The sequence below is a fragment of the Bradyrhizobium sp. AUGA SZCCT0177 genome (assembly GCF_018130125.1).
In the GTDB taxonomy this organism is placed as follows: domain Bacteria; phylum Pseudomonadota; class Alphaproteobacteria; order Rhizobiales; family Xanthobacteraceae; genus Bradyrhizobium.
The window spans coordinates 47,666-64,808 of record NZ_JAFCMA010000014.1; the positions used below are offsets into that span (position 1 = coordinate 47,666).

At 63.4% G+C, this 17,143-nt stretch carries 18 protein-coding genes and 1 other RNA gene; 15 read left to right on the forward strand and 4 right to left on the reverse strand.

Annotated features, from left to right (window positions below; genetic code table 11):
* Window positions 1–246 precede the first annotated feature (246 nt).
* Entirely contained in the window at window positions 247–2,229 is a 1,983-nt protein-coding gene (tkt, locus tag JQ597_RS17790; RefSeq protein WP_212265546.1) for a transketolase, read from the reverse strand.
* Window positions 2,230–2,605: 376 nt separating this feature from the next.
* Here tkt and JQ597_RS17795 point away from each other — a divergent pair, with 376 nt between their 5' ends.
* The 8 genes from JQ597_RS17795 to JQ597_RS17830 all read left to right on the forward strand — a co-directional run bounded on the left by JQ597_RS17795 (window position 2,606) and on the right by JQ597_RS17830 (window position 7,401).
* The gene (locus tag JQ597_RS17795; RefSeq protein ID WP_192736870.1) at window positions 2,606–2,926 is read left to right on the forward strand and encodes a DUF4164 domain-containing protein; all 321 of its coding nucleotides are present in this window, start codon (window positions 2,606–2,608) and stop codon (window positions 2,924–2,926) included.
* Entirely contained in the window at window positions 2,923–3,306 is a 384-nt protein-coding gene (locus tag JQ597_RS17800; RefSeq protein ID WP_212265547.1) for a cell division protein ZapA, read from the forward strand. The genes JQ597_RS17795 and JQ597_RS17800 overlap by 4 nt, the downstream gene beginning before the upstream one ends.
* A 220-nt stretch (window positions 3,307–3,526) precedes the next feature.
* Window positions 3,527–4,420 carry a LysR family transcriptional regulator gene (locus JQ597_RS17805; RefSeq protein WP_212265548.1) on the forward strand — a complete coding sequence of 298 codons (894 nt, stop codon included), beginning with the start codon at window positions 3,527–3,529 and terminating at the stop codon, window positions 4,418–4,420.
* Between the two features lie 137 nt (window positions 4,421–4,557).
* Entirely contained in the window at window positions 4,558–5,001 is a 444-nt protein-coding gene (locus JQ597_RS17810; RefSeq protein WP_212265549.1) for a nuclear transport factor 2 family protein, read from the forward strand.
* Between the two features lie 52 nt (window positions 5,002–5,053).
* Window positions 5,054–5,214: non-coding RNA, 6S RNA (ssrS, locus tag JQ597_RS17815), on the forward strand.
* 117 nt (window positions 5,215–5,331) lie between these two features.
* The gene (locus tag JQ597_RS17820; protein WP_212265550.1) at window positions 5,332–5,907 is read left to right on the forward strand and encodes a 5-formyltetrahydrofolate cyclo-ligase; all 576 of its coding nucleotides are present in this window, start codon (window positions 5,332–5,334) and stop codon (window positions 5,905–5,907) included.
* Between the two features lie 3 nt (window positions 5,908–5,910).
* Window positions 5,911–6,738, forward strand: coding sequence for a TIGR00282 family metallophosphoesterase (locus tag JQ597_RS17825; RefSeq protein ID WP_192736867.1), 828 nt, complete (start codon window positions 5,911–5,913; stop codon window positions 6,736–6,738).
* Between the two features lie 21 nt (window positions 6,739–6,759).
* The gene (locus JQ597_RS17830; RefSeq protein WP_212265551.1) at window positions 6,760–7,401 is read left to right on the forward strand and encodes a hypothetical protein; all 642 of its coding nucleotides are present in this window, start codon (window positions 6,760–6,762) and stop codon (window positions 7,399–7,401) included.
* Window positions 7,402–7,451: 50 nt separating this feature from the next.
* Here the strand turns inward: JQ597_RS17830 and ppk2 are convergent, their stop codons facing one another.
* The 3 genes from ppk2 to JQ597_RS17845 all read right to left on the reverse strand — a co-directional run bounded on the left by ppk2 (window position 7,452) and on the right by JQ597_RS17845 (window position 11,867).
* A complete protein-coding gene (ppk2, locus tag JQ597_RS17835; protein WP_212265552.1) occupies window positions 7,452–8,372 on the reverse strand; it encodes a polyphosphate kinase 2 in 921 nt (306 codons plus the stop codon).
* A 117-nt stretch (window positions 8,373–8,489) separates the two neighbouring features.
* A complete protein-coding gene (locus tag JQ597_RS17840; RefSeq protein ID WP_212265553.1) occupies window positions 8,490–9,914 on the reverse strand; it encodes a methyl-accepting chemotaxis protein in 1,425 nt (474 codons plus the stop codon).
* Between the two features lie 195 nt (window positions 9,915–10,109).
* A complete protein-coding gene (locus JQ597_RS17845; protein ID WP_212265554.1) occupies window positions 10,110–11,867 on the reverse strand; it encodes a methyl-accepting chemotaxis protein in 1,758 nt (585 codons plus the stop codon).
* A 202-nt stretch (window positions 11,868–12,069) separates the two neighbouring features.
* Here JQ597_RS17845 and JQ597_RS17850 point away from each other — a divergent pair, with 202 nt between their 5' ends.
* From JQ597_RS17850 to JQ597_RS17880, 7 genes are all read left to right on the forward strand, one after another.
* The gene (locus tag JQ597_RS17850; RefSeq protein WP_212265555.1) at window positions 12,070–12,816 is read left to right on the forward strand and encodes a YebC/PmpR family DNA-binding transcriptional regulator; all 747 of its coding nucleotides are present in this window, start codon (window positions 12,070–12,072) and stop codon (window positions 12,814–12,816) included.
* Between the two features lie 241 nt (window positions 12,817–13,057).
* Window positions 13,058–13,585, forward strand: a complete 528-nt coding sequence (gene ruvC, locus JQ597_RS17855; RefSeq protein ID WP_212265556.1) for a crossover junction endodeoxyribonuclease RuvC — start codon at window positions 13,058–13,060, stop codon at window positions 13,583–13,585.
* Window positions 13,582–14,199, forward strand: a complete 618-nt coding sequence (gene ruvA / locus JQ597_RS17860; RefSeq protein ID WP_209837862.1) for a Holliday junction branch migration protein RuvA — start codon at window positions 13,582–13,584, stop codon at window positions 14,197–14,199. Before ruvC ends, ruvA begins: the two co-directional genes overlap by 4 nt.
* Window positions 14,200–14,224: 25 nt before the next feature.
* Complete coding sequence (locus tag JQ597_RS17865; protein WP_212265557.1) at window positions 14,225–14,542, forward strand: NIPSNAP family protein; 318 nt, start codon at window positions 14,225–14,227, stop codon at window positions 14,540–14,542.
* Complete coding sequence (locus JQ597_RS17870; protein WP_212265558.1) at window positions 14,539–15,093, forward strand: hypothetical protein; 555 nt, start codon at window positions 14,539–14,541, stop codon at window positions 15,091–15,093. Before JQ597_RS17865 ends, JQ597_RS17870 begins: the two co-directional genes overlap by 4 nt.
* Window positions 15,090–16,139 carry a Holliday junction branch migration DNA helicase RuvB gene (gene ruvB, locus JQ597_RS17875; RefSeq protein WP_212265559.1) on the forward strand — a complete coding sequence of 350 codons (1,050 nt, stop codon included), beginning with the start codon at window positions 15,090–15,092 and terminating at the stop codon, window positions 16,137–16,139. The genes JQ597_RS17870 and ruvB overlap by 4 nt, the downstream gene beginning before the upstream one ends.
* Before the next feature lie 104 nt (window positions 16,140–16,243).
* Entirely contained in the window at window positions 16,244–17,107 is an 864-nt protein-coding gene (locus JQ597_RS17880; RefSeq protein WP_212265560.1) for a DUF6869 domain-containing protein, read from the forward strand.
* Window positions 17,108–17,143 lie beyond the last annotated feature (36 nt).

A 17,143-nucleotide genomic window follows, 5' to 3' on the forward strand; every position in this document is an offset into this window, starting at 1 on the left:
AACCGTCAGCAGCGCGCCGCCGAGTTGAGGTTCCTGCAATGGTTGCGCAGAGCACGGTCAGGAACTTCGATAAGCGGCACACCAAAGTTAACTGCCGTCTACTGCCCTTTTGTGTCCGAAGTTCGCAGGGCCGCAAATGGCGCGCGAACTTCGGAAACGGGCAATAGTGCGTTTTCGAGCGAAGGAAAACGCGTCAAAACAAGAGTCTAGAGCTTCGGTTCTGATTCAATCAGAACCGACAAGGTTCTAGAGGCGCTTCAGGGCAGCGTTAACCGCAGCCTCGGCGGTAATCCCGAAGTGCTTGTAAAGGTCCTTGGCGGGCGCGCTGGCGCCGAAGCCGTGCATGCCTATGAATTCACCATCCTGGCCGATCACGGCGTCCCAGCCCCAGCGCACCGCGGCCTCAATCGCGATCTTGACCGGCGCGTTGCCGATAACGGCCTTCTGGCGGTCCGCCGGCTGCGCCAGCAGCAATTCGAGCGAGGGCACCGAAACCACCCGCGACGCGATGCCGCGTTCGGCCAACTGCTTCTGGGCGGCGACCGCGATCTCGACCTCGGATCCGGAGGCGAACAGAGAAACCTTTGCCTCGCCCTGGGCGGCGACCAGTTCATAGGCGCCGTGGCTGCAGGGATTGTCGTTCGGGGCGGTCGCGCGCAATTGCGGCAGGTTCTGGCGCGTCAGCGCCAGCACGGTCGGGCCGTCGATGCGGTTGAGCGCGAGCTCCCAGCATTCGGTGACCTCGACGGCGTCGCAGGGCCGGAACACGCGCATGTTGGGAATCGCCCGCAGCGCCGCCAGATGCTCGACCGGCTGATGCGTCGGTCCGTCTTCGCCCAGCCCGATCGAATCATGGGTCATGACATAGACGACGCCCGCGCCCATCAGCGCCGCGAGCCGCATTGCCGGCCGCGCGTAATCGGTGAACACTAGGAAGGTGGCGCCATTGGGCGCAAAACCGCCATGCAGGAAGACGCCGTTCATGGCCGCGGCCATGCCGTGCTCGCGGATGCCGTAATGGATGAAGCGGCCCTTCGGCGTCTTGGCGGAAAACGCGACAGCCGATTTTGCCTTGTTGTTGTTGGACCCGGTCAGATCGGCCGAGCCGGCGAGGAATTCCATCGGCATTGCGCCGGCGATTGCCTCGATCGCCGATTCCGAGGATTTCCGGGTCGCGACGTTCTGCGGCGTCTCGAGCAGCTTCTTCTTGTGGTCGCGCAGCGCCTTGGCGAGCGAGGCCGGGCGCTCATGGCGCAGCCGGCGCTCGAATTCGGCGCGCTTGCGCGGACCCAGTTCGCCGAACACGCCTTCCCATTCCTGGCGCGCAGCGGCGCCTCGGCTGCCGGCGGCGCGCCACGCCTTCAGGACGTCGTCGGGCACCGAGAACGGCTCGAGCGAGATGCCGAGCTTTTCCTTGGCGCCCTTCAGTTCTTCGGCGCCGAGCGCCTCGCCATGGGCTTTTGCAGTGCCGGCGCGAGTCGGTGCGCCGAAGCCGATGGTGGTCTTGCAGGCGATCATCGACGGCTTGTTGGACTTCTGGGCACGGGTGATGGCGGCTGCGATCGCCTTCGGATCATGACCGTCGATCAGTTCGGCGGCCCAGCCGGCCGACTTGAAGCGCTTCACCTGGTCGACGGAATCGGCGATCGAGGTCGGGCCGTCGATCGAAATGCCGTTGTCGTCATACAGCACGATCAGCTTGTTGAGCTTCCAGTGACCGGCCATCGCGATCGCTTCCTGCGACACGCCTTCCATCAGGTCGCCGTCGGAGGCGAGCACATAGGTGTGATGGCCGACCACCTTCTTGCCGAACTCGGCGGCGAGCATCTTCTCCGCCAGCGCCATGCCGACCGACGTTGCGATGCCCTGGCCGAGCGGACCCGTCGTGGTCTCGATACCCTTGGTGTGGAAGTTCTCGGGGTGACCCGGCGTCAGCGATCCCAATGCGCGGAAATTCTTGATCTGGTCGAGCGTCATGTCCTTGTTGCCGGTCAGGTACAGCAACGCATACAGCAGCATCGAGCCGTGCCCGGCCGAGAGAACGAAACGGTCGCGGTCCGGCCACTTTGGCTCGGCGGCATCGAATTTCAGGAACTGGGTGAACAGCACGGTCGCGATGTCGGCGGCGCCCATCGGCAGGCCGGGATGGCCGGATTTCGCCTTCTCGACGGCATCCATGGCGAGGCCACGGATCGCATTGGCCATACGGGAATGATCGACCTGCGTCATGATGAAAATCCGCCTGAAATGAGGTGCTTGGTTGCGGGGTGCGTACCGGGAAGGGCCGCAATACGAGGGCTTTGGCCTAGGGAAGTCTGGGCTGGATAGCACCTCAAATCCCGGAGTCCAAGGCAAGGAAACGCCAATCCGGTGCGAAAGGTTGCTTAATGCATGACCCGGAAAAGTGGAGACCGGTTTTCCGAAGAGGTCATGCTCAGACAAGACCGGTAGATCGGGATGACCGGTCGTCCCGATCTACCGGTGCATAGCTTCGCGCGGGCGTTGCGCTGTCCTCGCTTGCCACGTAAATTTAGCGGCCTAACCGCTTGCCGAACCGCAGATTTTGCTGTGCGGCCGGCTTAACCGAAGGTGCGCGCTGTCTCTCATGAGCGATCGTCCCGCCAACGGGGCCGGCAACCCCGAGCTCGCCTTTGCCGACATCGACGCTGCAACCCGGCGGCTGATGGCGGCGCTCGATGCGCTGGAAGCTGCGGCCGAGCGGCGGCGCGATGCCGACCGTGACGAGAATGAACTCGCGAGCCGGATCCAGGCACTCGGCGCCGATCGCTCGCGCCTGGCCGACGAACTCGACGGCTCGCTGGTGAAGACCCGGCGGCTGGAGCGCACCAACCGCGAGATATCGGAAAAACTCGACGCCGCGATCGGCACCATCCGCGCCGTGCTGGACGCCGGAGAAAGCTCATGAGCCACATCAACGTCACCATCAACGGCCGGCAGTACCGCATGGCCTGCGAGGAAGGGCAGGAAGTGCGTCTGCTCAAGCTCGCCGAGAACCTCGAAGCGCGCGTCGAATCGCTGCGCGGCAAGTTCGGCGAGATCGGCGATGCGCGGCTTACCGTGATGGCGGCGCTCACCGTGTGCGACGAACTGCTCGACGCCAACCAGCGTATCCGTGCGCTCGAGGAAGAACTCGACGCCTTGCGCAATGTGCGCGTCGCAGCCACCGATCGCGCCCGAACGACGCAGACCGCGGTCGCCAACGCGCTCAATGCCGCAGCCGACCGCATCGAAAAGACCACGCAGATGCTGAACCGCACCATCGGCGGCGGCGTCGCGATCGGGTAGGACGTTGCCCGCCGCAGGCTTATCCGCCTTTGCGGGGAGCACAACGACGAAGCAACCCATCCTGTCTTGATGACCCATGGATTGCTTCGCGGAGCTTGTCGTCAGGCGCGCATTCACGCGACCAGCTGGTTCGCAATGCCGCATCCCGTCCTCCATTCGGTTTTTGCAAGTCATTGCCGGAGATGTTACCGAAATGGAATGTTCGTGACGGGAGGCTTTCGTGAACCTGAACGAGATTCTTACATTTGTGACGGTGGCGCGGGTCGGGTCGATCCAGGGCGCCGCCAGACAGTTGCATATGACGCAGTCTGCGGTGTCGCGGCTGGTTCAGCGGCTTGAGCTCGATCTCGGCGCGACGTTGTTTGACCGACAGACCAAGCCCCTGATTCTGACGCACGATGGTCGGGTCGCGCTTGAGCATGGGCAACGTGTCCTCCGTGCGACGGACGCGTTTTCCGAGGCTCTCTCGCCCGCGGCGGCACCGAGCGGCGTGTTGCGTATCGGTGCCGCTCACGTGCTGGCTGAGCTTGTCGCAGAACGCCCGCTGGATTTGTTGCGATCCACGTTTCCGGATCTCACCCTCCAGATTTCCATCGACTGGGCCGGAGCCTTGATCGAGCGATTGCATAGCGGAGCTCTCGACGCTGCAGTGATTTCGCTGCTCACCGAGGGCAAGCCAAGAAGCGAACTTCCGGCGCGCCGACTTGGCAAGGAGCAGGTACGAATCATGGGTGCTGCCAATCTTTCGCCGACGCGCTGGCGCTCGCTGCGGGCGATGAATGAAATCGGCTGGGTGATTCAGCCGGAAGGCTGCGGCTATCGCACGGCCCTGACACAGGCGCTTGAGCGCGAGGGCGCCGGGCCGCCGAAGGTGATCGTCGAAGCGTTCAGCAAGGATCTGCAGCTATCGGTCGTCGCGCGCGGCGCTGGCTTTGGGCTGTTGCCCGTGAGCCAATTGAATGCGGTTGCGGGCAAGCGAAAGATCAAGACATTTCATGTCCCCGACTTTCAGCCTGCGGTCTCGACATGGTTCATTCGCCGGCTTCAATTGGGACGGTTGTCTCGACCGCTTGATGACATCGAGCAGGCGCTTTCGCTCGTCATCGCGAAGTGACCGATATGGAATATTGGAACTACATATTATGAATTTGCTACCGGTCGTGCCGCCGGCGTAACGGAAGCGGGCCAGTTGAAATGCCCTGACCTCAGGTGCGGCGGCTGGTCCTGTTCATCCGTCAAACGGAGGCTTCGATGACCCCAACTTCTCAAGGCGTGGTTTTTCAAGAGTTGACCGCGCCCGCCGTGAGCCCTGCTAGCCGAACCAGCCTGACTCAGGCCGTGCAGAAATATTTCGACCTTATGTACGATTGCGACACGTCGCACCTCCTTGAGGTCTTTCGATCCACCGCCCACCTTCACGGATTTCGCGACGGGCAGATGATGTCGTGGTCGATGGAGACCTACAAAAACGTCCTCGATAAGCGCCAATCGCCGAAGTCGCTTGGCGCCGCTCGCGCCGATGAGATCCTGCAGATGGATTTTGCTTCCGCGGATATGGCCTTCGTGAAGGCGCGCGTGCAGATCGCTACGATGGAATTCGTGGATTATCTGACTTGGCACTGCATCGATGGCAAATGGCTGATTACGTCGAAGGGCTTTTACCTTATGTCCGATGGCGATCCCGGAAAACGCTGAAAACTCACGCTTAACGCTGGCGGTTTGGCCGCATCGTAGCTACATTGGCAGGGCGAAGCTGTGTTGCGCGTCAGAAGCCATATATCCCCGGGGCCTTATCGATCCTTCCGGGAACTGTCCCTGGCCGGGTCCGTGGATCCGGTCATATGGTGCCCACCTACTTTCGTAGGGAACTCCGGGATCGAGTGCTTCAACGGCCATTACGGCTTCGCACTTTTGTTTCGGTTGATTTTTGCGTCGAGCTTTTACTCTACCGGCTTCACCACCTAGGCCCTGCAACTTTCGCTTCGTCCGTCTTCGCGGGCGATGTTCGGCGGAACAGAACGCTGCATGACGGCAAGTGCTTCGAAAGCAGAACTTCGCGCTGCCGCTTTGGCAAAGCGCGATGCATTGAGCGACGAGCAGCGCGCCGACGCGGCGCAAGCCCTCGCCAAGCGTAAACTGCCGTTCGAGATCGCGCCCGGAATGGTTGTCTCCGGCTATTCGCCGATCCGCAGCGAGATCGACCCGGCGCCGTTGATGCGCAAGCTCGCGGAAGCGGGCGCCAGGCTGGCGCTGCCGGCCGTGATGGCGCGCGGCAAGTCGCTGGCGTTCCGGGCGTGGTCCCCCAACGACCGGCTGATGTTAGGGCCGCTCGGCATTCTCGAACCGTCGCCGGCGGCCGCTGAACTCATTCCCGACATCATGCTGGTGCCGCTGGCGGCGTTCGACGCCGCGGGGCACCGGATCGGCTATGGCGCCGGACATTACGATTTCACGCTGGAGCATTTGCGCAAGGCGAAAGCCATTGTCGCCGTCGGTGCTGCGTTTGCCGTGCAGCAAATAAAGGCGGTTCCGGCCCAGCCGCACGACGTGGCGCTGGATTTTGTGCTAACGGAAAAGAAAGTGTTCGATTTCCGGAGCTGAATTTTGCGCATCCTCTTCATCGGTGACGTCGTCGGCAAGACCGGCCGCACCGCCATTTCCGAGCATCTCCCCGGCATGGTCAGAGACTGGTCGCTCGATCTCGTCATCGTCAACGGTGAGAACGCGGCCGGCGGCTTCGGGATCACCGAGGCGATCTATCAGGATTTCCTCGACGCCGGTGCGGATGCGGTCACGCTCGGCAACCACGCCTGGAATCAGAAGGAGGCGCTGGTGTTCATCGAGCGCGCGCCGCGCCTGATCCGCCCCTTGAACTTTCCGCGCCATACGCCGGGCCGCGGCGCCGCCCTGATCGATACCAAGAACGGCAAGCGTGCGCTGGTCATCAACGCCATGGGCCGCGTCTTCATGGAGCCGCTGAACGATCCCTTCAACGCGGTCGGCAAGGAGCTCGACGCCTGTCCGCTGCGCGAGGCCGCCGATGCCATCGTGGTCGATTTTCATGGCGAGGCGACCAGCGAGAAGCAGGGCATGGGATTTTTCTGCGACGGCCGCGCCAGCCTCGTGGTCGGCACCCATACCCATGTGCCCACCGCCGATCATCAGGTGCTGCCCGGCGGCACCGCCTATATGAGCGACGCCGGCATGACCGGCGATTACGATTCGATCATCGGCATGCAGAAGGAAGAGCCGCTGCACCGCTTCGTCACCGGCATTCCCTCCGGCCGATTCGAACCGGCGTTTGGTGTGGCGACACTAAGCGGGGTCGCGGTCGAAACCGACGATGCCACCGGACTGGCGCTGCGAATAGCGCCAGTGCGGGCGGGCGGCAGGCTGGAGCCGGCAGTGCCGGGATTTTGGACCGGCCACTGAACCGGGTTACGAGAAGGTGTGATGCAAAGGTTTCTGTTCCTCCTGCTGGCGTTGTTGCTGTCGCAGGCGGCGTCCGCGCAAGAGCTCACCCAGCGCCCGGTATCGCAGGACCCGGTATCGCTGCAAGACATGACCGGGCGACTGGAGAAGTCCGCGATCAACACGGCGAAGGTCGCGCCGAAGGGTGCGGCAAGAGGATCCTCGGTGGACTTCTCCTGGGCTTCCAGTCCCGAGGAACACCGCGCGCTGGCCAAGCATGTGCTCGTACTCGTCAGCGTGGTGACGCAGGACGCTGCCGAGCTGCCGCTGCGCCGGGTCTATGTGAATATCGACGGCCGCGAAACCGAACTGGTCAGGTTGAGCAGCCAGCTCAGCGGCGTCCGGAAAGGCTCGAAGACCTATTCGATGCTCGGGCCCTATCGTGAGGACGGCTTCTACCTCGCGCCTGCCGGCAGCATGATGGCAGACGGCTATCTGCAGGCCGATTTCGCGGTGCGGCGGAACGGTTTCAATCTCTACAAATTGCCGGGGACGCCACCGGATTTCATCAAGGCGGACAGCAATCCGCTGCCCGGGCCCGACGCCAAGCCGGAAATGCCGGTGCTCAAGGCGATGCTGCTGCGCGAGTACAAGGGCTTCGAATTGCCCGCAGCCCTGCGCTAGAATCCGGGCCAGCGGTCCGGACGCGGGTTTGCCGGATTAGCGGTACGCGCTCAGTAGCGCGCCGGTACGTACATCTCCGGCGGGACCGGACCGCGCTGGTAATCCGGATTGCGCACGCGCGGCGGCAGGATGACGGGGGTCTGCGGGACCTCGTTGTAGGGAATCTGTTCAAGCAGATGGGCGATGCAGTTCAGCCGCGCCTTCTTCTTGTCGACGGCCTCGACCAGGTGCCACGGCGCCTCGGCGATATGGGTGCGCTCCAGCATCGCTTCCTTGGCCTTGGTGTACTGCTCCCAGCGGCTGCGCGCTTCCACGTCCATCGGGCTGAGCTTCCACTGCTTCAGGGGATCGTGGATCCGCATGGTGAAGCGCAGATGCTGTACCTCATCGGTGATCGAGAACCAGTATTTGATCAGGACGATGCCGGAACGCACCAGCATGCGTTCGAATTCCGGCACCGAGCGGAAGAATTCCTCGACGTCGGCTTCGGTGCAAAATCCCATCACCCGCTCGACGCCCGCGCGGTTGTACCAGCTGCGGTCGAACAGCACGATCTCGCCGCCGGCCGGCAGATGCGAGACGTAACGCTGGAAATACCATTGGGTGCGTTCGCGCTCGTTCGGCGCCGGCAGTGCGGCGACCCGGCAGACCCGCGGGTTCAGCCGCTGCGTGATGCGCTTGATGACGCCGCCCTTGCCGGCAGAATCGCGTCCCTCGAAGATGACAACCACTTTCAGCTTCTGGTGCTGCACCCAGCTCTGCAGTTTGACCAGTTCGCCCTGCAGGCGGAACAGTTCCTTGAAATAAAGCCGGCGGTCGACGGTCTCCTCGGCGGAATGGCTTTCGAATTCGTTGGTCAGCGCGTCGAGGCGGTCGTCGTCGATCTCGAGTTCCAGTTCCTCGTCGAAACTGTCCATCATTTCCGCGTGGATGCGATCATGGATGGAGCCATTGACTGGTTTTTCGGTCATCAGAATACTCCGCCCAGGGAAGCGCAAAAGGAAATGCACGGCATCACCGTTAGTTTCAAATGCGCATGTCAGGGGTGTGACAGCGCGCGCCGGGCAAGGCGTTTTGACGTCTGTCGTTCAGGATTGCCGGAAACCCATGCGGAAGGCGCCCCAATGGCGGCCGCGCACGTGGATGGGCGAGGAGAGGTCTTTCATCAATACGAAATTGCCGCCGCCCATGTCGCGGCGGTAGGTCTGCAGCAGGAACGGTTTTGTGTTCGCCGCCACCTTCTTCACCGCGCGATCGCTGAACAGGCGGCGGTTGCGGCAATTGGCGTTGTTCCAGACGGGGTCGGGCCCCTGCGGCAGGCGGTAGTTCGGATTGTGGGTCGGCAGATAGCCGCCTTTGGCCCAGGCGACGCAGAACACGATGCGCGGATCGCTCTTCTGGATCGGATCCTGGATGGAAGGCAGCACGCGGTCGGTGAAGGCGACATAGTCGGTCAGATATTGCTTCGGATCGGTACCTGTTATTTCGCGGTATTTCTCGTCCATCAACTGCTCGACCGTGATCTCGCCGCGCGCGACGGCGGCCTCAAACGCGTCGGAAATCTGCTTTGCGGTGTCGATCACCACGCGGATCAACGGCGCATCCGAAGTCTCGACGCCGCTGTCGGCGATCAATGCGATCAGGCCTTCCGACAGTTCGAGCAGCTTCGCCACCCGTCCGTCGGCCTGCTTCAGCTCGCTGGAGGACAAATCGACGCCCTGGGCAAGCTGGCCGAGTTCCTCGATCACGCGGTCGCAATGGCCGAGATTGGACGTCGCGGCCTTGGCGACGCCGTCGATCTCATAGCCTACGGACGCGATGCCCTGGTGCACGCGCGCGATGATGCCGCTGATCTGCTGTGCGCCTTCACCAGCGCTCTTGGCGCGGAGCGAGGCGTCGCTGCTCTCGCCGATCAGGCTGCCGATCTGGCCGTCGAGATCGCGCATGGTCTCGGAAATCTGCTGCGTGGCCTGGCGCGTCCCCTCCGCCAGGCTCTTCACCTCGTTCGCGACCACGGCAAAGCCACGGCCGGCGGTTCCGGCGCGCGCCGCCTCGATCGTGGCATTGAGCGCCAAAAGGTTAGTCTGTTTCGCAATCGCCTCGATCGAGCCGGAAACTTTTGCAACCTGCGACAGGGCCGAGCCGACGGCGCTGAGCCGGGCCTCGATACGGCCGACCGCGTCGACGAGTTCGGCGATGTGCTTGACGGCCGTATCCACCGCGCTGCGCGACTGAACGATCTCTCCGACGGCTGCGGACGTGGTCGATTGCACCGCCTGCGATGCATTGGCGATGTCGCGGTTGGCCGAGACCATCGTCTGGGCCGTCTTCTGCAAGTGGTGGAACCGGTCCGACTGGTTCGCGACGCGGCTGGCGACCTCCTGGACGTTGCCGGCGATATCGGCAAGTTCCACGCCGAGCCCGCCGATGCGGTCGGCAAGCTGGTCAATGAGGCGTTCGGCCAGTGTCTGGTTGGAGTGAGTGTCCAGGACCGCACGCTGCACAAAGGACATGCTCGAGCTTTCTCCAATCAGAGCCGATGACCGGCCCACCGCGGCGAGCGCATTCCAATTCCAAGTCTAGAACGCGATTCGCGCCTTGGAGTCTTGCCTGAGAGCGAACTGGCGCATTTTCGAGCGAAGCATGCCCTCGGACTTGATCCGGGGGTTGATACCGGTTCGCGTCGGGAAAACGCGTCAATCAAGAATCTAGAGCCGGTAGGCCGTGCGGAAGCCGCCCCAGTGCCGACCCTTGACGCGGATCGGCACGTCGATCTCGCGCATCATCACGGTGTTGCCGTTGCCCATGTCGCGGGCGTAACTCTGCACCAGGTAGGCGCGCTGGTTGCGGCCGGCGGCGAGGCCCGCGGGATCGTTGAAGATGCGGCGGTTGCGGCTGTTGGCGGTGTTCCAGGTGACGTCGCCCGGACGTTGCGGATGCGAATAGATCTTGTTGTGAACCGGCAGATAGCCGTTGGTGTCGATGACAGCGCAGAACGCCATGCGCTTGTCTTTGGCGAGGAAGGCTTCCTGGAACGGTGGCAGCGCGCGGTCCGCCCAGTCCAGAATTTTGGTGCGGTGCTGCACCGGGTTGCTGCCGGATATTTCGACATAGTTGGTGTCGAACATGTCCTCGATCGAGATCGCGCCGCTGGCGACGCCCTGCTCGAAAATCCTGGTCAACGCGGCGCCTGCTTCCATGGCGCGGGTGACGAACTCGGTGTTCTCGTCGTGGATCGCCCACAATTTGTCTTCGATCGCCTCGCGCAAAGCGGCGTTCGGCCGCTCGAACTGCGCCTGCGCGCCGGCCTTGGAACGCTCGCTGATGCGAATTTTGCAGGCGCCGATATCCGGCAGCGTGGCGTCGAGGCTTTGGTTGGGCGTCAGCTTTTCGGCGTCGGGACCGCTGATCAGGATGCCGTCGATCGAAATCTCGTAGACCGGCGCCGTGATCAGGCCGCGCGGAGTCTGGATTTCGATTTGGAGGCTGCAGGGCAGCTTTTCCTGTTTGCGCTGGCCCTGGCGCTCGCTTTGGCGCAGCAGCACCGCGCAGCGCGATTTGAGCTTCTGCGCAAAGGTCGTGACCGCCCTTCCGGCATTGGCGACGTTTTCACCATGCGCTTCGGCTTCCTTGGTCGCGACGCCGATCTCGGAGGCGCTTTCGCCGACCGAGACGATGAAGCGCGACGCGGAGGCGGCATTGTCGGACATTTCTCCGGTGGTCTGGCTTTGCTCGGCGACCGCGCCGTTGACGTTGTCGAACACCGGCCGGATCAATTTAATCGCCTGCGAAATCCGATGCACGGCGTCGACCGAGCCGGCGGCGTCGCGCTGCAGCGCTTCGATCTTCCTGGTGATTTCCTCGGTGGCGTTCTGGGTCTGCACCGCGAGCGCCTTCACCTCGGTGGCGACGACGGCAAAGCCGCGCCCGGCTTCGCCGGCGCGCGCGGCCTCGATGGTGGAATTGAGGGCCAGCAGCGTGGTCTGCCTTGCGATCTGCGCGATCAGATTGACGACGTTGCCGATCGCCGCGGACGATTCGCGCAACCGGTCCACATTGGCGCTGGCTTCGCGGGCGGCCTCGCTGGCCTGGTCGGCGAGCTTGCCGGCATCGCGGACCTGCTCGCCGATGCCCTGGGCCGAATGGGTGAATTTGTCGGCGGCCTGCGAGAAAGTGGTCGCGGTAGACTGGGCTGCGGTGGTGCGGCCGGTCAGGGCGTCAGTGCGGTGGCGGATGGTGGTCAGTGTGGCCGCGGTCGCCTCGGCGCCCCCGGCGACCGAATGGGCCGCGCGCTCGAGCTGGCGGATCATGCCACCGAGTTCGAGTTCCAGCAGTTCAAGGATTTCCTTGGCTGAATCGCCTTCGGGCGCGGGCGCGTCGGTCGCAGCCACAACCGCCGGAACCTTAAGCTCGACGGCAGCCGTGGTCGCTTCCGGCACGCGCTTTCGAAATAAACCGAACGCCATGAGGGCTCTTAAAAGTTGAGAATGTGGGGCGCATCCTCTCATCCGGGCATGAAGTCATGGTTAACAACTGCCTGATATTCCGGCATACGGGGCACTACTTAAGTACCAAAACGGCCGTGAATCTTTGATTTTGGCCGGTTGTCGGCCTATAAGGCCGCGTTTTCATCCAAATCCGCTCACGAACGAATCCAAGAGACCCCGCATGGCCGGCCATTCCCAATTCAAGAACATCATGCACCGCAAGGGGCGGCAGGATGCCCAGAAGTCGAAACTGTTCGGCAAGCTGGCGCGGGAAATCACGGTTGCGGCCAAGATGGGCCAGCCCGATCCGTCGATGAACGCCCGGCTGCGCGCGGCGATCATTTCCGCTCGCCAGGAAAACATGTCGAAGGATTCGATCGAGCGCGCCGTGAAGAAGGCGAGCGGCGGCGAGGGCGAGAACTACGACGAGATTCGCTACGAGGGCTATGGCCCCGGCGGCGTCGCTGTCATCGTCGAGGCGCTGACCGACAACCGCAACCGCGCGGCCTCCGATATCCGCTCCTACTTCACCAAGTCCGGCGGCAACCTCGGCGAAACCGGATCGGTTTCCTTCATGTTCGATCACACCGGCATCATCGAATACGACGCCAAGGTGGCCTCCGACGATGCGATGCTGGATGCGGCGATCGAAGCCGGCGCCGACGACGTGATCTCGAGCGAGAGCGGCCACGAAATCTATGCCTCCAAGGAAACGTTTCGCGAGGTCGCCAAGGCGCTGGAGACGAAATTCGGCGAGGCCCGCAAGGCGGCGCTGACCTGGAAGCCGCAGACCACGGTGCCGGTGGACGACGAGACCGGCGAGAAGCTGCTCAAGCTGATCGACCATTTGAACGAGCACGACGACGTGCAGAACGTCTACGCCAATTTCGAAGTCTCGGACGCGCTGATGGCGAAGATGGGCGGGTAGGGATCTCGTGTCCCGGACGCGGTGCAGCGCGGAGCGCTGCTCCGCAGAGCTCAGATGCGCAATTGCGCATCGGGGGACCCATGTCTCCGCAGAATGAGCTGATGGATGGGCCCCGGCTCAGCAACGCACCACGCCGCAAACGCGGCGCACTGCGTTGCGTCCGGGGCACGTCCCACCGCTTTAGCGGGGATGACTGTTCTCTTTATGTTTCGTTCACGGTGCTCTGGCGTTATCACAGGCCATGACATCTCCTCCGATTCGCCAACCCGTCCGGATTATCGGCATCGACCCCGGCCTGCGCCGCACCGGCTGGGGCGTGATCGAGACCGAGGGCAACCGCCTGGTCTTCATCGGCTGCGGCTCGGTAGAGCCGCCGGACGACCTGCCGCTGGCGAGCCGGCTGCTCGCGATCCATGAAGGCCTCGCTGCCGTGCTCGGCGACTACAGCCCCATGGAGGCTGCGGTCGAACAGACCTTTGTGAACAAGGACGGCGTCGCAACGCTAAAACTCGGGCAGGCGCGCGGCGTCGCCATGCTGGCGCCGGCGATGTTCGGCATATCGGTTGCCGAATACGCGCCCAACCAGGTCAAGAAGACCGTGGTCGGCGCCGGTCATGCCGACAAGAACCAGATCGCTGTCATGCTCAAGATCCTGCTGCCGAAGGCCGAGCCGAAATCCGCCGACGCCGCCGACGCGCTGGCGATCGCGATCACGCACGCCCATCACCGCGCCGGCACGGCGCTGCGGCTGAAGGTGGCAGGCCTATGATCGGCAAACTGAAAGGCCTGATCGACTCCTACGGCGAGGACTACGTGATCCTCGACGTCGGCGGCGTCGGCTATCAGGTGCACTGTTCGTCGCGCACGCTGCAGGCGCTGCCCGCGCCCGGCGAGGCCGCGGTGCTCTCGATCGAGACCTATGTGCGCGAAGACCAGATCAAGTTGTTCGGCTTTCGCGGTGACATCGAGCGCGAATGGTTCCGCCTCTTGCAGACCGTGCAGGGCGTCGGCGCCAAGGTGGCGTTGGCGGTGCTCTCGACGCTGCCGCCGGCCGAGCTTGCGAATGCGATCGCGCTGCGCGACAAGGCCGCGGTGACGCGCACGCCCGGCGTCGGCCCGAAAGTCGCCGAGCGCATCGTCACCGAATTGAAGGACAAGGCGCCGGCCTTTGCCAACGTCGATCCGGCGCTGGTGCATCTTTCCGGCGCCATCGACAACGACCGCGCGCCGCGCCCGGTCACCGACGCGATCTCGGCGCTGGTCAATCTCGGTTACGGCCAGCCGCAGGCCGCGGCCGCCATCGCGTCGGCCTCGCGCAGCGCCGGCGAGAATGCGGAAACAGCGCAGCTGATCCGCTTGGGCCTGAAGGAACTCGCGAAGTGAGCGAACTGCGCTGGAGCATTACAAAATGATTACGTGTTATCTGCGTTACCGGCTCGATCCGGACAAGCTCGCCGATTTCGAGGCGTACGGCGCCATGTGGCTGGAGCTGCTGCCGCGCTTCGGCGGCGTCCATCACGGCTACTTTCTGCCATCCGAAGGCGAGAGCGACGTCGCTTTGGCGATGTTCAGCTTTCCGAGCCTCGCGGCCTATGAACAGTATCGTAAGGATGCCAGCACCGATCCCGACTGCCAGAAGGCGGTCGCCTTTGCAAAACGGACGCGCTGCTTCATCCGTTATGAACGGTCATTTTTCCGGCCATTGTTTCCGAAAACGGCCGCATGACCAGGCCCTCCCGCAACGTCACGGCAGAACGTCGCGACTATTCGGCAGGCGCCGTTGCCGGGCGTTTCGCGCGCGCGATCGGCATCGTCCTGATTTTTTCCATTGCAGGACCGCTGACGATTGCGGCGCTGATTTCGCTGATCGTGGTCGGTTTCGGAGCCGCGCTGCTGCAAATGTTTCTCGCGCTTCTCGAACTCGAAGCACTGCGCACCATCGTCTCTGTCGCGATCGTGCTGCTTGCACTGGCGACGATGCTCGCGTCGTTCCTGCCATCGGTCGCGGCCGGCCTGATATTCGCACTGGCTGCGGTCTATGGCGGCATCAACATGATCTGGATGGCGTGGCTCGCCGCGGCCATTGCCGTCGCCGGTTTCGTCGTATTCGGCATATTCTTGGTGCCCTCGGAATCATCGGCCGTGATTTTGCCGGATGTCCGGTCTGCACGACAGGCGCTGTCGCTGTCAGCGATCCTTGCCGTGCTGGCGGTCATTCCGGCCAGCCTGTGCTGGTGGCTCGCGAAACCCCTGCATCGTGCTAGAACTGCCGCATGAACACGCCGTCCCGCATTGTCACCCCCGAACGCCGCAGCGACGATGTCGGCGACACCGCGCTGCGCCCGCAATTGCTGTCCGAGTTCGTCGGCCAGGCGCAGGCGCGCAAAAACCTTTCGATCTTCATCGAGGCGGCGCGCAAGCGCGGCGAGGCGCTCGATCACGTGCTGTTCGTCGGCCCTCCCGGTCTCGGCAAGACCACGCTGGCGCAGATCGTGGCGCGTGAACTTGGCGTCGGCTTTCGCGCCACTTCCGGACCTGTGATCGCCAAGGCCGGCGACCTCGCAGCGCTTCTGACCAATCTCGAAGAGCGCGACGTGCTGTTCATCGACGAAATCCATCGCCTCAGCCCGGCGGTCGAGGAAGTGCTCTATCCTGCGATGGAGGACTTTCAGCTCGATCTCATCATCGGCGAGGGGCCGGCAGCGCGATCCGTAAAAATCGAGCTGGCGAAATTCACCCTCGTCGGCGCCACCACGCGCGCGGGCCTGCTCACCAATCCGCTGCGCGACCGCTTCGGCATTCCGGTGCGGCTGAATTTCTACACCGTGGAAGAGCTGGAGATGATCGTCACCCGCGGCGCCCGCGTGCTCAACATCGGCATGACGCCTGATGGCGCCAACGAGATCGCGCGCCGCGCCCGCGGCACGCCGCGCATCGCCGGTCGGCTGCTGCGCCGGGTGCGGGATTTTGCGTCCGCCGCGGATGCCACCTCTGTCGATCGCGCCATCGCCGACCACGCGCTGAGCGCGCTGGAAGTCGATGCCGCCGGCCTCGATGCGATGGACCGGCGATATCTTTCGACCATCGCGCTGAACTATGGCGGCGGTCCGGTCGGCGTGGAAACCATGGCGGCGGCGCTGTCGGAGCCGCGCGATGCGATCGAGGACATCATCGAGCCGTTCCTGATCCAGTGTGGCTATCTCCAGCGCACCCCGCGCGGCCGGCTGTTGACCTCGCACGCCTTCAAGCATCTCGGCCTCGCCGAACCCGCCCGCGATACGGCGCAGTTCGGCCTGTTCGGCGGCGGTGACAGCGATGACTGAACGCTATCGAACCGAATCGGCCTAATCACGCACTAACGGTAAATATCAACAAGTCGGCGACGCGCCTCGGCGCGGGACCGGCTGTTTTTGCCGTGGAGTGCCAGATGAAATCGACCGAAGACGCCAAGGTGCTGGCCATTGTCGCAGCGCCGGAACTGGGCACGCCCGACGATTCCGACGTCCTCAACGCGATGTCTGTCGACGAGCTGGCCTCATTGTGGGCTGTGCTGCAGCGGCTGAGCAAGCGCGACCAGACTTCCGGCGCCTGGGCGGCCAAGCTCTATTTCGATCATCTGCCGCACCGCAAGCCGGATCGCGCGCTCGATCTTGCGCTTGAAGTGCTGCGCAGTGAATCCGACAAACCGACCGTGATGCAGCTCAATGAAAAGTTCATGATGTCGCTGATGTATGCCCACGGCGAAAGCGTGATCGACCGGATCGAGGCCGAGGCGAAGAATAACGCCCGGCTGCGCTGGCTGCTCGGCGGCGTTCTGCTCGGTCCAAACAAGCCGTTGAAGCAACGCATCCAGGCGATCGCCGACCTCAAGGGCTGGAAGGCCGACGACATCGCGCGACGGACCCCAAAACAGCCGCTCGATTGCGAAGCCATGACGCTGCCGGAGCTGGCTCGCGCCTGGGTCGAACAACATTCGAAATCCGACTGCGACCGCGATGACAATTTCTTTGCGATGATGGATTATGAGAGCGAACTGCGTGGTGAGGATCCGGACAGGGCTATTGATCTGATCGTCGCTATCCTCGAGATCGAGACCAATCCGGCGCTGCTGTCGCTGCTCGCCGCCGGTCCGCTCGAGGATGTCATCAGCATGGAAACCATCGACCGCATCGAGCGCGAGGCGCAGGCCAGCGATCGTTTTCGAGATCTCTTGGGCGGCGTCTGGTACTACCGCGCCTCCGACGAATTGAGGGCCCGGCTCGACGCGCTGGTCGGGGAGAACAGGTGGTAACCTTAATGCGACTGCTGACGATCTGCACAAACGCAC

Coding starts and splice junctions, on each gene's coding strand:
- tkt (WP_212265546.1), bottom strand. CDS start 2,229: ATGACGCAGGTCGATCATTCCCGTATGGCCAATGCGATCCGTGGCCTC.
- JQ597_RS17795 (WP_192736870.1), top strand. CDS start 2,606: ATGAGCGATCGTCCCGCCAACGGGGCCGGCAACCCCGAGCTCGCCTTT.
- JQ597_RS17800 (WP_212265547.1), top strand. CDS start 2,923: ATGAGCCACATCAACGTCACCATCAACGGCCGGCAGTACCGCATGGCC.
- JQ597_RS17810 (WP_212265549.1), top strand. CDS start 4,558: ATGACCCCAACTTCTCAAGGCGTGGTTTTTCAAGAGTTGACCGCGCCC.
- JQ597_RS17820 (WP_212265550.1), top strand. CDS start 5,332: ATGACGGCAAGTGCTTCGAAAGCAGAACTTCGCGCTGCCGCTTTGGCA.
- JQ597_RS17830 (WP_212265551.1), top strand. CDS start 6,760: ATGCAAAGGTTTCTGTTCCTCCTGCTGGCGTTGTTGCTGTCGCAGGCG.
- ppk2 (WP_212265552.1), bottom strand. CDS start 8,372: ATGACCGAAAAACCAGTCAATGGCTCCATCCATGATCGCATCCACGCG.
- JQ597_RS17840 (WP_212265553.1), bottom strand. CDS start 9,914: ATGTCCTTTGTGCAGCGTGCGGTCCTGGACACTCACTCCAACCAGACA.
- JQ597_RS17845 (WP_212265554.1), bottom strand. CDS start 11,867: ATGGCGTTCGGTTTATTTCGAAAGCGCGTGCCGGAAGCGACCACGGCT.
- JQ597_RS17850 (WP_212265555.1), top strand. CDS start 12,070: ATGGCCGGCCATTCCCAATTCAAGAACATCATGCACCGCAAGGGGCGG.
- ruvC (WP_212265556.1), top strand. CDS start 13,058: ATGACATCTCCTCCGATTCGCCAACCCGTCCGGATTATCGGCATCGAC.
- ruvA (WP_209837862.1), top strand. CDS start 13,582: ATGATCGGCAAACTGAAAGGCCTGATCGACTCCTACGGCGAGGACTAC.
- JQ597_RS17865 (WP_212265557.1), top strand. CDS start 14,225: ATGATTACGTGTTATCTGCGTTACCGGCTCGATCCGGACAAGCTCGCC.
- JQ597_RS17870 (WP_212265558.1), top strand. CDS start 14,539: ATGACCAGGCCCTCCCGCAACGTCACGGCAGAACGTCGCGACTATTCG.
- ruvB (WP_212265559.1), top strand. CDS start 15,090: ATGAACACGCCGTCCCGCATTGTCACCCCCGAACGCCGCAGCGACGAT.
- JQ597_RS17880 (WP_212265560.1), top strand. CDS start 16,244: ATGAAATCGACCGAAGACGCCAAGGTGCTGGCCATTGTCGCAGCGCCG.